We start from the raw sequence: 12,699 nt of genomic DNA on the forward strand, positions 1-12,699 counted from the left end.
TTAAATTGTTATATTTGTAACAAATAAACCAAATAAAGTTATAATAAAATAAATCAAAAGCATAAAAAAATATGAAATTCGGAATTTTAAAAGAGAGAAAAAACCCGCCTGACAGAAGAGTTATTTTCTCACCAGATGAATTGGCCAGATTAAAACAGCTATATCAAGGTGCTTCTATAAAAGTAGAAAGTTCCGATATTCGGGTGTTCACGGATGAACAATATAAAAACATAGGAATTGAAGTAACCAATGATATTAGTGATTGTGATGTTTTATTTGGAGTAAAAGAAGTTCCTGTAGAAAATTTAATTTCTAATAAAGCGTATTTCTTTTTCTCGCATACCATAAAAAAACAGCCTTACAATAGAAAGTTATTGCAAGCCATTTTAGAAAAAAATATTGATTTATACGATCATGAAACCATTGTAGATTCTCATAATCACAGGTTAATTGGTTTTGGACGTTATGCTGGAATAGTGGGTGCGTATAATAGCATAAGAGCTTTTGGAATAAAATTCGAATTATTTAAATTGCCAAAAGCAGAAACACTTTCTGGTAAAGAAGCCTTAATCGCACATTTAAAACGATTGGTTTTGCCTCCTTTGAAATTTGTGATTACAGGAACAGGAAAAGTTGGGAATGGGGCAAAAGAGATTTTGGATGCCATAAAAATAAAAGAAGTTTCGGTTGAAAATTATTTGACAAAGAACTATACACAACCCGTTTATACCCAAATTGATGTTTTAGAATATAATAAACGTAAAGACGGTCAAGTATTGGATTTCACGGATTTTTATGATAATCCACAGGAGTACATTTCTGATTTTGAACGTTTTACTAAAGTTTCGGATATTTATATTACAGGACATTTTCATGCGAATGAAGCTCCAGTAATTCTTACGCGAGAAATGCTTCAGTCCAAAGATTGTAAAATTAAAGTTGTTGCTGATGTTTCCTGTGATGTGAATGGTCCAATAGCCTGTTCACTAAGATCATCAACAATTGCAGAACCGTTATACGGGTATTTACCAAATGAAGATAAAGAAGTTGATGTTTTTCATCCTGCCGCAATTGTGGTGATGGCAGTTGATAATTTGCCTTGTGAATTGCCAAAAGACGCCAGTGAAGGATTTGGAGAAATGTTTATGGAACATGTAATTCCTGCATTTTTTAATGGAGATAAAGATGGAATTTTACAAAGAGCCAAAATAACTGAAAAAGGAAAACTGACTCCAAGATTTAGTTATTTGCAAGATTACGTCGACGGTAAATAAGTTATTTTTTTGAATAAATATAAGACCTGTAATGTAAGTTACAGGTTTTTTTATGGAAATTTATAGGCTAAGAAATGGTTTAGTTTTGAAATATTATAAATCAATTAACACATCAGAATTTAATGAGTTTGTGTAATTACCTAATTTTGTTCAAAATTGAAAATTTATAATGACTAAAAATATTCCGATTTCCCTATTAGAATTAGCGATAATTACCGAAGATAGTAATGCAAGCGAAACATTACAAAAAACAAAAGCACTAGCACAACTTGCGGACAGTTTGAGTTACAAACGATTTTGGTTGGCCGAGCATCATAATATGGCGCACGTAGCGAGTTCTGCCACGGTTGTTTTGATTGGTTTTATTGCCAGTCAAACGCAAAATATCCGTGTAGGTTCTGGTGGGATTATGTTACCGAATCATGCCCCACTAATTATTGCGGAACAATTTGGAACCTTAGAAATATTGTATCCAAACCGCATTGATTTAGGATTGGGAAGAGCGCCAGGAACAGATGGATTAACCGCACAAGCGATTCGGAAAGATTTCTTCGAGCAATCGCAGCGATTTCCTCAAAATGTGGCTGCGTTACAGGAATTTTTCTCGGAGGATAATGCTACTGCAAAAGTACGGGCTTTTCCTGCCGAAGGGACTAAAGTTCCCATTTGGATTTTGGGTTCCAGTATGGATAGTGCTGCTTTGGCTGCTGCCAATGGATTGCCGTATGCCTTTGCAGGACATTTTGCACCAAAACAAATGTATCAGGCATTTCAATTTTACCGCGATAATTTTGAGCCTTCGGAATATTTAGACCAACCCAAAACAATGGCTTGTGTAAACGCAATAGCTGCTGATACTGATGAAGAAGCCGAAAAATTGTCGACCAGTTTAACTCAAATGTTTCTGAATTTGATTCGGAATGATAGAAAGCCGTTACAACCGCCAGTTGATTCGCTCGATGGAATTATGAGTGAAGAAGAACATTTCCATGTAAACCAAATGACTGCTTGTTCATTTGTAGGAAGCAAAGAAAAATTAGTTACCGAATTGAAACAATTTATCGAATATACACAAATTGATGAATTGATGATTACCAGCCCAATTTTTAATCATGAAGATAAATTGAAAAGCATTCGAATCATGAAAGAAGTAATTGACATAATTAATTGAACATAGAATTTGCAAGATTTTTTAAAACCTAAAGAAACTTACATGACTTGTATGTTAAAAAATTTTCACCATATAAGCTAAACTCAATTATTACATTTCGCTATTAGAATATAAATTTTAAACAAGAAACCCTGCAACGTTACATTGCAGGGTTTTTAATTTATAGCTCATTATTAATAATTAACAATTTACCATTGATAATTAATTATTTAAGGCTTCCAACCATATCTTCGGGTTTAACCCAAGCATCAAAATCTTCTGGAGTTACGTATCCTAAACGTACTGCTTCTTCTTTTAATGTTGTTCCATTTTTATGTGCAGTTTGAGCAATTTCAGCTGACTTGTAATATCCAATTTTAGTATTCAAAGCCGTAACCAACATCAATGAATTGTCAACCAATTCCTTGATACGTTTGTAGTTAGGTGCAATACCTTGTGCGCAATGTTCATCAAAAGACATACAAGCGTCACCAAGTAATCTAGCCGATTGCAAGAAGTTGGCAGCCATCAATGGTTTGAAAACATTCAATTCATAATGACCTTGCATTCCACCAACAGAAATGGCAACATCATTCCCCATAACTTGTGCGCAAACCATTGTTAATGCTTCACATTGTGTAGGGTTTACTTTTCCTGGCATGATTGAAGATCCCGGCTCATTTTCTGGAATAAGGATTTCTCCAATTCCTGAACGTGGTCCAGAAGCCAGCATACGGACGTCATTGGCAATTTTATTCAATGAAACAGCCAGTTGTTTTAATGCTCCGTGTGATTCTACGATGGCATCGTGTGCTGCTAATGCTTCAAATTTGTTTTCAGCAGTTACAAATGGATGTCCTGTAAATTCAGCGATATATTCGGCAACTTTTACATCGTATCCATCAGGAGTATTCAATCCTGTTCCTACCGCTGTTCCTCCTAAAGCTACTTCTGATAAGTGTGCCAAAGTATTTTTAACTGCTTTTAAACCGTAGTTCAATTGCGCTACATATCCTGAAATTTCCTGTCCTAATGTTAGCGGTGTAGCATCCATTAAATGCGTACGACCTATTTTAACCACATTGTTGAATTCAACTGCTTTGGCATGAAGCGTGTCTCTTAGTTTTTCAACACCTGGAATCGTGATTTCTACAACTGCTTTATACGCTGCAATGTGCATTCCTGTTGGGAAGGTGTCATTTGAAGATTGTGATTTATTCACATCATCATTGGCTTTGATGAATTGTTCGCCTTCGCCAATGTTGAATCCTTTTAATACTTGCGCGCGATTTGCAACTACTTCATTTACGTTCATGTTACTTTGCGTACCCGAACCAGTCTGCCAAATTACTAATGGGAATTCGTTATCTAATTTTCCAGCTAGAATTTCATCACAAACAGCACCAATGGCATCGCGTTTTTCTGCGGGTAAAACACCTAAATCACAATTGGCATAAGCCGCTGCTTTTTTAAGATATGCAAAACCTTCAATAATTTCTTTTGGCATAGAAGCCGATGGACCTATTTTGAAGTTATTTCTTGAACGTTCTGTTTGTGCGCCCCAATATTTGTCAGCTGGAACTTGCACTTCACCCATGGTGTCTTTTTCTATTCTGAATTTCATTTTGTTGTTATTTATAAGTAATTATGTCGTTTAATGGGTTTTTAGCCCCGATGGCAACGGAAATCCTTTTCTTTTTGCTGCCAAAAAGAAAAGATTAGAGTGAACAGCGGGAAACAGCTCCAAATTCTGAGCTCAAAAATACGGATAATTCCTTTTTTATAAAAATTGATTGATAGTTTTTATGGTTTTTTATTGGTAAGAAAAGGAATTAAACATACATTTGTGGCTACATTCAAAAATTCCGGAAAACATGTTTGAATTTTCACAGTATTTAGGCTTTTTACTTTTCTTAACCATTCTTACTATAGGATTTTGGTTAATGTTTTTTCTTGTAGGTTTCGTTCAATATTGGATTGGCGGTGCTTTATGGGAAATGTATAAAGAAAGAAAAGCAAAGAAAGAGCAATCAGTTTAATCTGTTTGTTAAATAAAAAAAGGACTCGTGAAAATGAGTCCTTTTTTTATGCTTAATATTTTACTTTTTGTATAAAAACAAAAAGGACTCATTTTCACGAGTCCTTTTGTTTTATCCTTGAAAATCACCTTCATTTTCATTTTGATTTCTTTTAGGCTGTTCTCTTTCGCTTTTCGGTTTATTAAAACGATAGGTGAATGATAAGCTAAATTGTCTTTCTCTCCATTGCATTTCGCTGTAAGAACTTACAATTCCTGGAAGATTACTTTCCATCATTCTTTTTCTGGAATTGAATACATCACTAACGTTGAATGAAAGTGTTCCTTTGTCTTTTAAGATGTCTTTACTGAATGCTATGTTTGCTGCAAAAATCCCTAAGCTTCTTCCTTGGGCATTATTTTGTGGACCATTATAGGATGCGTTAGTCTGCCAGTCAATTTTGTATGGCAATGTGATTTTAGAAGTTAGTCTAGTAGACCATGACGTCGCTATGTTATCAAAATTTTGTACAATTTCATTATTGTTAAAATCAGTATAGGTAAAATCTCCTTGAGTTTCGTTTCTGAAGAAATTAAAATTACTGTTTAATTTCCACCATTTGTATGGAGAATAGTTTAATGTAAATTCAAATCCTGTTCTATATTCAGTTGCCAAGTTGATTGGAGAACTAATAATTATAGGAGTTCCGTTAACAAAATCACCTGATTCTCTTCTTGCAAATTGAAAAACATCTGTTGTTTTATTTACATATAGGGAAGTATTGAAGGTTAATTTTTCCCATCTTTTGATGTAACCAAAATCAATTGCATCTGAAAATGCAGGATCTAAATCTGGATTTCCAACAAAAATATTGATGTTACTTGACAAGTTGCTGAACGGATTCAACATTCTTCCTCTAGGTCTTTGAATTCTTCGGCTATAGCTTACAGAAGCGCTGCTTTTATCGGAGATTTCATAAGTGAAGAAAGCACTTGGAAAGAAATTATTGTATTTTTTAGTATTGAAATCATTGGTTGCTAATTGATTGATTTCAATATTGGAATCCTCAAAACGCAATCCGAAAAGGGCGGAGAATTTATTGATTTTTACACCATATTGCGTGTAAATCGCATTAACTTTCTCCTTGTATTCTAATGTATTTGTGAAGTTATTATTGATTACTCCATCATTTTCAACGCTATAATCGGTAAGTAATTCTGAGAAATCACCGCGGTATCCTGCTTCAAACTGGCTTCCTTTTCCAAAAGGTAAAACATAATCCATTTGAAGTAAATTTCTGCTTTGGGTTTGATTGTTAATAGTATTATCAAATTTTACCACAGTAGTATTTGTGGCTGTATCCGTAATTAATGCATCGTTGATGTCATCATTTGTAGAGAAGGAACCGTCAATTGTTAATTTATGACCGTCTTTTTTAAATTTCTTAGTGAAGTTAGTTGCAAATTCTACATTCTCACTGTCGCTATTTTCTAAATTGATACGATTACGTGTATAGTCATAATTAAAACCTGCATCATAATTATTTTGGAAAACGTTATCAACGTTGATTCCATTACTTTTTCTGTAGTTGAAGGTATTGGTCCAAGAAAGGCTTTCACTTAGATACCATTCCATTCCAAAGTTTCCATTATATCCTTTATTGTCTCTTTCGTTGTCTCTAGTTTCATTTACATAATTTCGAGTTGAATTATCCGCATTTAAATATCTTGAATCTGTAAATGCATTTCCTGGATTACTACGATCATTGTATGCTTGAGTCGTGAAAAGATTAAAGTTTTTTGATTTATAGTTTAAGGTACCGCTCAAACCGTATGTTTCAGGATATCCGGTTGAAGCTATAAAAGTTCCGTTTAAACCTTGATTTTTTCCTTTTTTCAAGATGATGTTTAATAAACCACCACCACCTTCGGCATCATATCGTGCAGATGGATTGGTAATAACTTCTACTTTTTCGATAGCATCGGCTGGAATTAAGCGTAAAGCTTCAGCAATATTAATAGCATTTGAAGGTTTTCCGTCAATAAGAACACGTACATTTTCATTTCCACGAAGGCTTACATTTCCTTCGACATCAACAGAAACAGAAGGGATATTGTCTAAAACATCACTAACAGTTCCTCCTTTTACCATAAGGTCATTCCCTACGTTATATACTTTTTTGTCTAATTTTATTTCAACAGTAGTTTTTTCAGAACGAATGACAACTTCATTCAATTGATTTGCATCCTCATCTAAACTGATTAAACCTAAACTAGTATTTTTTTGAAGGTTTTTTTGTTTTATTTCGTTTATTTTGAAAGATATAAATTCAATTTTTATATCATAAACACCCGGTTTAATCTCAATATCAAATTCCCCATTTGGATTTGTAATTCCACCAGCAACTGGTTTTGGATTGTTTGGAATTAAAAAAGTAATTGTTGCGTATTCAAGTGGTTGTTTGCTTATTTTCTCAATTACCTTACCTGTTATTTTAATTTTTGGCACTGCAGAACCTTGTTGAGCTTGAGCAAAACTGAACAGGTTCGTAAAAAAGAGAACAAGAATTAAAACGGATTTCATTTTTTTCATTTTTTAAAACTTTGGTTACAGACTTTAGATTGCAAAAGTAGGATTTGGTTTAATACTACAAATCACAAAAAAATGTTAATTAAAACAACCAAGTTTTTATAAAATAAAAGAGGCTACTTTTTCTAAATCACGCCCTATAATTGCCGAGTTCCCATTGATTACGATTGGTCTTTCAATTAAAATTGGATTAGAAATCAGGGCTTGAATAATTTGTTTGTCATTCATTTTTTGGTCTTTAAAGTTTTCTATCCAAATTTTTTCTTTTTGACGAACTAATTCAATAGGTTTCCTGTTTAACTTTTCAATAATAGCAGACAGCTCTTCATATGTAGGTGGGTTTATCAGATAATTGATGACTTCAAACTCTTTTTTTGAGTTCTCAATAAATGCGAGGCAGTTTCTAGATTTTCCGCAGCGCGAATTATGGTATATTTGTATCATAGTTATTATTATTGGGTTGCTTTAAATTGTCATACTAAGGATTAGTATTGATGTAACAAAAATAGTATTTGCTTAACTAATTATGTATAAAAATTAAACGAAAAATAGATGTTTATAGAACAAGGAATAAAATCAGATAATCATTTTTGGAAATATATTTTAGGTTCTTTAGTGATCATTTGCGCTTCATTAGTGGGTCAGTTGCCACTTTTGATGGGAATGTTATATGAAACAATTTATAATGGAAAGCCATATCCAACAAGTAATGAAGCGGTAATGCGTTTTTTTGACTCTAATTTGACTTTGTTTTTAATACTGATTTCCTTTGTTTTTATTATGCTTGGCATTGTGTTGGTAGTTCGTAATTTACACGGACAGACGATGCTTTCAGTAACCACAGCAAGAGAAAAAATAGATTGGAAAAGAGTTGGATTTTCTTTTATGATTTGGTCTGTTTTTACAATTGTATCCACTTTGCTTTTCTATTTTTCTAATCCTATAGATTTTATAATCAATTTTAAACCAGTTCCTTTTGCAATTTTAGTGGTAATAGGTGTGCTTCTGATTCCTATTCAAACCAGTTCCGAAGAATATATTTTTAGAGGATACTTAATGCAGGGTTTCGCTAATCTTGCCAAGAATAAATGGTTCCCTCTATTGATGACTTCGGTTATCTTTGGAGGAATGCATGTTTTTAATCCTGAAGTGGCTAAAATAGGGTATATAGTACTTGTTTATTACATAGGGACTGGGCTTTTACTGGGAATTATGACGTTGATGGATGAAGGAATGGAGTTGGCTTTAGGCTTTCACGCAGCCAATAATTTAGTTGGTGCTTTACTAGTTACGTCAGATTGGTCCGCATTTCAAACCAATTCTATTTTTAAAGATATTTCAGATCCTTCAGCTGGATTAGATGTTATAGTGCCGGTGGTTCTTATTTACCCAATACTTTTATTTATCTTTAGTAAAAAATACAATTGGACCAATTGGAAAGAAAAATTAACTGGAAATATTTAAACATTAAAACTGTTCAATAATTTAAAAATAAACCTATCATGACCAATAGAATAACATATCATAATGTCCATAATCTCTTTAAACTAAATGGGTTTCATCTGAATCGAAATGATTTATGCAGAGTAGCGTACAGTTTTATAAAAGAAGGAGAGGAATTCGAAAAATCTGTTGGAGATTTTATACTCGATTGGTTTGATAACAAATCGTTTATTGAAATGAATACTTCCGGTACTACTGGAACCTCTAAATTGATTCGTGTCGATAAACAAGCTATGGTCAATTCGGCAATTGCTACTGGTGATTTTTTCGATTTAAAACCTGGTGATAAAGCACTACATTGTTTGCCTACTAAATATATCGCTGGAAAAATGATGTTTGTGAGGAGTTTTATTTTGGGGCTTGATGTTGATTTTGTTGCTCCAAGTTCTCATCCGTTGTTGCAAAACGATACCAAATATGATTTTGTAGCCATGGTTCCTTTACAAGCTCAAAACTCTTTATCGGCATTAAAAAATGTAAAAAAGATGATTGTTGGTGGTGCTAAAATGAACAATACTCTTGAAAAAGGACTCTCTAAATTGAAAACGAAAGTGTATGAAACCTATGGTATGACGGAAACCATTACGCATATTGCAGCTAAGAAAATAGGAGAGGAGGCTTTTTCAGTTTTACCAAATATTAAAATTAGCCAAGATGACAGAAATTGTCTGGTCATTGATGCTTTTAAAATTTCAAATGATTCGATCGTTACAAATGATTTAGTGGAATTGGTAGGCGAAAATCAGTTTGTTTTTTTAGGACGTATGGATAACGTAATAAATAGTGGTGGGATCAAATTAATTCCGGAGAAAATTGAAGACAAGCTATCTGATAAAATTAATTCAAGATTTTTTGTAACCGGAAAACAAGATGCTGTTTTGGGTGAAAAATTAGTTATTGTTATTGAAGGCGAACAACAAATACTGGATGATAGTATTTTTGATGGTTTAGACAAATATGAGAAACCTAAAGAAGTATTTTATGTTTCTAAATTTAGTGAAACTGAAAACGGGAAGATAAAACGCAAAGAAATTCTAGACAGTATTTAAATACTAAATAAAAAAGCTTCCGTTAATTTCGGAAGCTTTTTTATTTAATTATTGTTGCATTTTAAAATAATAATCGGCTGAATTTTTCCCACTTCCGTAGAATAAGAAAAACACGCATACTCCTAATATCAGTAATGCCAAAAGTAAATTTTGGGAATGCATTTCTCCCATGAAATTTACTATAATAGCACCTATCAGTATGGGTAGTTGCGCCATTATTGCCCATCTTGTCAATAAACCAAATGCAATCATTATACCACCTACCATATGCGCTGGAGCAATGTAATGAATGAGGAACATTCCACCACCAATTCTGTCAATTGGGGATATTAAATCATTTAAATATTGGATGTTCGTTATAAAAGAGACTCCTTTCATAAACAAAAAAACACCAAGTGCTATTCGTACCAAATCTACGGTTAAATAAGTGTGCGCATTCGCCCATTTGTTTAAATTTTTTACGCTGTTCATAATACTATAGTTTAAAATATGTAGTACTAAGTTACTGATTTTTAATTAAATAATTTAAAATTGTTAAAGAAAACTAAATTTTGAATATTTTCCGTATTGAAATGAATAGTTATCTAACGTTTGTGAATAAACTACTAATAATACCATCTTAATTTATAATTGCAGCGTAAGTAAAGAAGTTAAATTTTAAAAAATGATTTCGTGTTTTTAATAATTAAAGTTATCTTATTTAATTTAGGAATCGATAATTTATTCTCAAACCAAGGCTGTTTTCAGCATGTCCATGAGCCAAAAACTGAGTCAAATCCATAGATAAGTTTACTTTGTTTTTTTTAGCGTTAATGATAAATGACTTCCCAAAATATAGACCAGAGCATAATCCAAATTGTTGGTCACTGGCATACTCAGTTACAAAACCCAATCCAATTTTACTGTCTTCATCTGAAAGTGCATACCCTATACCGGTTTCGGCTCCCCAATACCAATTTGATTTTAAATTAAATTGAACATTTGGTTTAATGCTGAACAAGCTAAAGTTACTGTGTAAAGCTCTTTCTTCCAATGTACTTTCGGGAGTAAGTATTCGACTGTTTTTTTTAATGAATCTGTAATCATAATCGAATCGAATTCCGAGTTCTAATTTTCTGGAAATTATTTTCCCGGCTCTTACATTTACGCCTACAGCAAGTCTGTGACTTCGATACATCTCTATATGTACAGGCAGTGATACGTTTATCCCTGATTCTAGATAAAAGGGTTTCTTATCCATTGACAAAATAGCATTTTCGGTTTTATTTTGTGCATATATAAACTGCCCCACTAACAAAAATAGTGTTGTTAGTAAAACCAAAATCTTTTTCATTTTCTTTTAATTTTAAATAATTAAAACGAATTAGGTTAAGACTTTTTAGGGCACTATAAATGCTTTTAGGAACTATATTAATGGTTCCTAAAAGCATTATAAATATACAAAATGTATAGTTAAGTAGTTGTAAATGAGTAGTTAAACTTGAATCACACCCAAGTTAAATTTCTTCTCAATAGGAGAGTGGTTAGCCGCTTCAATACCCATAGAAATCCAGGTTCTGGTGTCTAAAGGATCGATGATTGCATCAGTCCATAATCGTGAAGCCGCATAATAAGGAGAAACCTGCTCGTCATATCTTGCTTTTATTTTATCAAAAAGAGCTTTCTCTTTGGCTTCATCAACTATTTCTCCTTTTGCTTTAAGCGAAGAAGCTTCAATTTGTGCCAATACTTTCGCTGCTTGTGTTCCTCCCATAACGGCTAGTTCCGCACTTGGCCAAGCAAAAATTAATCTTGGGTCATACGCTTTTCCACACATCGCATAATTTCCTGCACCATATGAATTTCCTACGATAATCGTGAATTTTGGTACAACTGAATTAGATACAGCATTTACCATCTTGGCACCGTCTTTTATAATTCCGCCATGTTCAGATTTTGATCCAACCATAAAACCGGTAACATCTTGTACAAAAACTAAAGGGATTTTCTTTTGGTTGCAATTGGCAATAAAACGAGTGGCTTTGTCTGCACTATCGGAGTAGATTACGCCTCCAAATTGCATTTCGCCATTTTTGGTTTTCACCACTTTTCGTTGATTGGCAACGATTCCCACTGCCCATCCGTCAATTCTGGCATAACCGGTTATAATGGTTTGACCGTAACCGTCTTTATAGGCTTCAAACTCGGAATTATCAACCAGACGATTGATGATTTCCATCATATCGTATTGTTCATTTCGGGCTTTTGGTAAAACACCGTAGATTTCTTTTTCGTCTAATGCTGGTTTTTCTGCTTTAATTCGGCTATAACCAGCTTTGTCAAAATCACCTATTTTGTCAACAATATTTTTTATTTTATCTAATGCGTCTTTGTCATCCTTTGCTTTGTAATCTGTAACGCCCGAAATTTCACAATGTGTAGTTGCTCCACCTAATGTTTCGTTATCGATGCTTTCGCCAATGGCAGCTTTTACTAAATAACTTCCGGCTAAGAAAATACTTCCTGTTTTATCCACAATCATCGCTTCATCGCTCATAATTGGTAAATAAGCACCACCAGCAACACAACTTCCCATTACGGCTGCAATTTGAGTGATTCCCATGCTGCTCATTTGAGCATTATTTCTAAAAATGCGACCAAAATGTTCTTTATCCGGGAAAATCTCATCTTGTAAAGGCAAATAAACGCCTGCGCTATCCACTAAATAGATGATTGGGAGACGATTTTCCATTGCAATTTCTTGCGCACGCAGATTTTTCTTTGCAGTTATGGGAAACCAGGCGCCCGCCTTTACAGTCGCATCATTGGCCACAACAATACATTGTTTTCCTCTGATATATCCTATTTTTACAACAACTCCACCAGATGGACAACCACCATGTTCTGCATACATTCCTTCACCAACAAAAGCCCCAATTTCGATACATTTTGCTTTTGGATCCAATAAATAATCGATACGTTCACGTGCCGTCATTTTGCCTTCACCATGTAATTTCTGAATGCGTTTTTCACCACCTCCTAATTTGACTACGCTTAATTTTTGTCGTAATGCAGAAAGTAGAAGTTTATTGTGGTCTTCGTTTTTGTTGAAGTTCAAATCCATGATGAAATAGTGT

11 protein-coding genes are annotated in these 12,699 nt (G+C 33.5%); 5 read left to right on the top strand and 6 right to left on the bottom strand.

Annotation, left to right across the window (positions count from 1 at the left end; all coding sequences use genetic code 11):
- The first annotated feature begins 71 nt into the window (after positions 1–71).
- Positions 72–1,274, top strand: coding sequence for an NAD(P)-dependent oxidoreductase (locus QLS97_RS09110; RefSeq protein WP_282716098.1), 1,203 nt, complete (start codon positions 72–74; stop codon positions 1,272–1,274).
- Positions 1,275–1,443: 169 nt separating this feature from the next.
- The gene (locus tag QLS97_RS09115) at positions 1,444–2,445 is read left to right on the top strand and encodes an LLM class flavin-dependent oxidoreductase (RefSeq protein WP_282716100.1); all 1,002 of its coding nucleotides are present in this window, start codon (positions 1,444–1,446) and stop codon (positions 2,443–2,445) included.
- A gap of 205 nt (positions 2,446–2,650) precedes the next feature.
- Here QLS97_RS09115 and fumC read toward each other — a convergent pair whose 3' ends face one another.
- A complete protein-coding gene (gene fumC, locus QLS97_RS09120; protein WP_282716102.1) occupies positions 2,651–4,048 on the bottom strand; it encodes a class II fumarate hydratase in 1,398 nt (465 codons plus the stop codon).
- Positions 4,049–4,298: 250 nt separating this feature from the next.
- Between fumC and QLS97_RS09125 the strand changes: the two genes are divergently transcribed.
- Positions 4,299–4,463 carry a hypothetical protein gene (locus QLS97_RS09125; RefSeq protein ID WP_091170588.1) on the top strand — a complete coding sequence of 55 codons (165 nt, stop codon included), beginning with the start codon at positions 4,299–4,301 and terminating at the stop codon, positions 4,461–4,463.
- Between the two features lie 111 nt (positions 4,464–4,574).
- Here the strand turns inward: QLS97_RS09125 and QLS97_RS09130 are convergent, their stop codons facing one another.
- Positions 4,575–7,025: a TonB-dependent receptor gene (locus QLS97_RS09130; RefSeq protein WP_345956942.1), complete on the bottom strand. Its 2,451-nt coding sequence runs from the start codon at positions 7,023–7,025 to the stop codon at positions 4,575–4,577.
- A 105-nt stretch (positions 7,026–7,130) separates the two neighbouring features.
- Complete coding sequence (locus QLS97_RS09135) at positions 7,131–7,475, bottom strand: arsenate reductase family protein (protein ID WP_282716107.1); 345 nt, start codon at positions 7,473–7,475, stop codon at positions 7,131–7,133.
- A 108-nt stretch (positions 7,476–7,583) separates the two neighbouring features.
- Between QLS97_RS09135 and QLS97_RS09140 the strand changes: the two genes are divergently transcribed.
- Positions 7,584–8,495: a CPBP family intramembrane glutamic endopeptidase gene (locus tag QLS97_RS09140; RefSeq protein ID WP_282716109.1), complete on the top strand. Its 912-nt coding sequence runs from the start codon at positions 7,584–7,586 to the stop codon at positions 8,493–8,495.
- Between the two features lie 38 nt (positions 8,496–8,533).
- Positions 8,534–9,583 (top strand): AMP-binding protein, encoded by a 1,050-nt coding sequence (locus QLS97_RS09145; RefSeq protein ID WP_282716111.1) that lies wholly within the window; start codon positions 8,534–8,536, stop codon positions 9,581–9,583.
- A 48-nt stretch (positions 9,584–9,631) separates the two neighbouring features.
- Here QLS97_RS09145 and QLS97_RS09150 read toward each other — a convergent pair whose 3' ends face one another.
- From QLS97_RS09150 to QLS97_RS09160, 3 genes are all read right to left on the bottom strand, one after another.
- A complete protein-coding gene (locus QLS97_RS09150) occupies positions 9,632–10,054 on the bottom strand; it encodes a DoxX family protein (RefSeq protein WP_282716113.1) in 423 nt (140 codons plus the stop codon).
- A gap of 229 nt (positions 10,055–10,283) precedes the next feature.
- Positions 10,284–10,916, bottom strand: a complete 633-nt coding sequence (locus QLS97_RS09155; RefSeq protein ID WP_282716115.1) for a hypothetical protein — start codon at positions 10,914–10,916, stop codon at positions 10,284–10,286.
- A gap of 141 nt (positions 10,917–11,057) precedes the next feature.
- A complete protein-coding gene (locus QLS97_RS09160; protein ID WP_282716117.1) occupies positions 11,058–12,686 on the bottom strand; it encodes an acyl-CoA carboxylase subunit beta in 1,629 nt (542 codons plus the stop codon).
- Positions 12,687–12,699: the final 13 nt, after the last annotated feature.

Origin of the sequence: Flavobacterium yafengii, assembly GCF_030010375.1 — a bacterium.
Lineage (GTDB): Bacteria > Bacteroidota > Bacteroidia > Flavobacteriales > Flavobacteriaceae > Flavobacterium > Flavobacterium yafengii.

Bases quoted from the DNA above. Each gene is read 5' to 3' on its own strand.
- QLS97_RS09110 (WP_282716098.1), top strand. From the start codon at position 72: ATGAAATTCGGAATTTTAAAAGAGAGAAAAAACCCGCCTGACAGAAGA.
- QLS97_RS09115 (WP_282716100.1), top strand. From the start codon at position 1,444: ATGACTAAAAATATTCCGATTTCCCTATTAGAATTAGCGATAATTACC.
- fumC (WP_282716102.1), bottom strand. From the start codon at position 4,048: ATGAAATTCAGAATAGAAAAAGACACCATGGGTGAAGTGCAAGTTCCA.
- QLS97_RS09125 (WP_091170588.1), top strand. From the start codon at position 4,299: ATGTTTGAATTTTCACAGTATTTAGGCTTTTTACTTTTCTTAACCATT.
- QLS97_RS09130 (WP_345956942.1), bottom strand. From the start codon at position 7,025: ATGAAATCCGTTTTAATTCTTGTTCTCTTTTTTACGAACCTGTTCAGT.
- QLS97_RS09135 (WP_282716107.1), bottom strand. From the start codon at position 7,475: ATGATACAAATATACCATAATTCGCGCTGCGGAAAATCTAGAAACTGC.
- QLS97_RS09140 (WP_282716109.1), top strand. From the start codon at position 7,584: ATGTTTATAGAACAAGGAATAAAATCAGATAATCATTTTTGGAAATAT.
- QLS97_RS09145 (WP_282716111.1), top strand. From the start codon at position 8,534: ATGACCAATAGAATAACATATCATAATGTCCATAATCTCTTTAAACTA.
- QLS97_RS09150 (WP_282716113.1), bottom strand. From the start codon at position 10,054: ATGAACAGCGTAAAAAATTTAAACAAATGGGCGAATGCGCACACTTAT.
- QLS97_RS09155 (WP_282716115.1), bottom strand. From the start codon at position 10,916: ATGAAAAAGATTTTGGTTTTACTAACAACACTATTTTTGTTAGTGGGG.
- QLS97_RS09160 (WP_282716117.1), bottom strand. From the start codon at position 12,686: ATGGATTTGAACTTCAACAAAAACGAAGACCACAATAAACTTCTACTT.